The following is a 1,717-nucleotide window of genomic DNA, read 5'->3' on the forward strand; positions in this document are numbered from 1 at the left end:
ATCCAGTCCATGGTGGCCGCACCATCATGCACTTCACCGATCTTATGCGAACGGCCCGTATAATAGAGGATGCGCTCAGTAGTCGTCGTCTTACCCGCATCGATGTGAGCCATGATGCCGATATTGCGATAGTCTTTGAGCGGTGTTGTGCGCGAAGACATGAGTGGAGCCTCTAAAACCTAAAATTCAAAACAGTCAGCAAGTCGGGGATCGTTCGCAGCAGCGTACTACCAGCGATAGTGCGAGAAGGCACGGTTGGCTTCAGCCATCCGGTGTGTGTCTTCACGCTTCTTGATGGCGGCGCCGCGGTTGTTGGCTGCATCAAGCAGCTCACCCGCAAGGCGGTCCGTCATTGTCTTTTCGTTGCGAGCACGTGACGCAGAAATCACCCAGCGAATAGCCAGCGCGCGACGGCGCTCGGGGCGAACTTCCACGGGCACCTGGTATGTCGCACCACCAACACGGCGGGAGCGCACTTCCACAGCAGGCATCACATTTGTGAGCGCATCGTGGAACATCTGAACCGGATCCTGGCTCGTCTTGTCCTGCATCTGGTCGAAGGCACCGTAAACGATGCGCTCGGCAGCAGACTTCTTGCCGTCATACATCAGGCAATTCATGAACTTGGTGACAACCTCGTCGCTAAACTTGGCGTCTGGAATAACTTCGCGTTTTTCGGCGCGGTGACGTCGTGACATTTTCTAAACTCCCCGCCCTATTTCGGCCGCTTGGCGCCGTATTTCGAACGGCGCTGCTTACGGTCCTTGACGCCCTGGGTATCCAGAATGCCGCGAATGATGTGGTAGCGAACACCGGGAAGGTCCTTCACACGACCGCCGCGGATCATCACCACGGAGTGTTCCTGAAGGTTATGGCCTTCGCCCGGAATGTAGCTTGTGACTTCAAAGCCGTTATTGAGGCGCACACGAGCAACCTTACGCAGAGCCGAGTTCGGCTTCTTCGGGGTCGTCGTATAGACACGGGTGCACACGCCGCGCTTCTGCGGGCAGGCTTCCATGGCTGGCACCTTGGTCCGCTTGATCTGCGGCTGGCGCGGCTTGCGGATGAGCTGGTTAATCGTCGGCATAAGAGCTTTTCGACGCCTTCTCTGACTTACAGCCCACTTGCATGGGCCCTTGAACCAAATCCCCGCCAAACCGGCCGGGAAAAACCTGTTTTTTGAAGAAAACCTTAAAACACGTCGTCCGAATGCGAGTCGGCGCGCCTCGCCGGCTCCACCTGCTCAATGCAGATGATCCAGCGGCACGCCAAATTGGACCAGTCGGACAAATCCCGAAAGGCCCAAAAAACGCAGAGGAACCAGAGGGTTAGCCCCAGTTCTTGCTCCGGTAGAGTGCTCTTTGGCTTTCTTTGACAACGTTTAGGCTGGGGCTTGAGCCACCTGAATCGCCTACTGCTTGCCTCAAAAGTTGGCGGAAACTAACTATCCACCCCCTGCACGTCAAGGCCGATATCGCAGAATTTGGCCGGAAATCCCGAACTTATCTGCATATCAGCCAATCCCGCCTCACAAAGGCGGAAAACTGGGGCTGACCCTCTGGTCGGATGGCGTTGTGAGCCACCTTCGGACCAAGAAGGCGATCTCTGGTGTCATTGGCGTTGTGTATCGTCGCGCAGGCTAGAAAGAGACTGTCATCTTCTGTGACCGCATCATTGGGTCTCGGCTTTGCCCGCGCCTGCCGAGCCCGCCTATCCT

The 1,717-nt window shown here is 56.6% G+C and carries 3 protein-coding genes; all 3 read right to left on the bottom strand.

The genetic code is table 11. The features are described 5' to 3' along the window. The coding region (locus BN1012_RS17785) for a GTP-binding protein (protein ID WP_420887298.1) at positions 1-161 on the bottom strand (161 nt) is incomplete at its 3' end. A 66-nt stretch (positions 162-227) separates the two neighbouring features. Next, positions 228-698 carry a 30S ribosomal protein S7 gene (gene rpsG / locus BN1012_RS08480; RefSeq protein ID WP_043949290.1) on the bottom strand — a complete coding sequence of 157 codons (471 nt, stop codon included), beginning with the start codon at positions 696-698 and terminating at the stop codon, positions 228-230. 17 nt (positions 699-715) lie between these two features. Further along, complete coding sequence (rpsL, locus tag BN1012_RS08485) at positions 716-1,087, bottom strand: 30S ribosomal protein S12 (RefSeq protein ID WP_043949291.1); 372 nt, start codon at positions 1,085-1,087, stop codon at positions 716-718. Positions 1,088-1,717 lie beyond the last annotated feature (630 nt).

Origin of the sequence: Candidatus Phaeomarinobacter ectocarpi (genome assembly GCF_000689395.1) — a bacterium.
GTDB classification, from domain to species: Bacteria; Pseudomonadota; Alphaproteobacteria; order CGMCC-115125; family CGMCC-115125; genus Pyruvatibacter; species Pyruvatibacter ectocarpi.

Excerpts from the sequence above, each read along its gene's own strand:
- rpsG (WP_043949290.1), bottom strand. The coding sequence starts at position 698 with ATGTCACGACGTCACCGCGCCGAAAAACGCGAAGTTATTCCAGACGCC.
- rpsL (WP_043949291.1), bottom strand. The coding sequence starts at position 1,087 with ATGCCGACGATTAACCAGCTCATCCGCAAGCCGCGCCAGCCGCAGATC.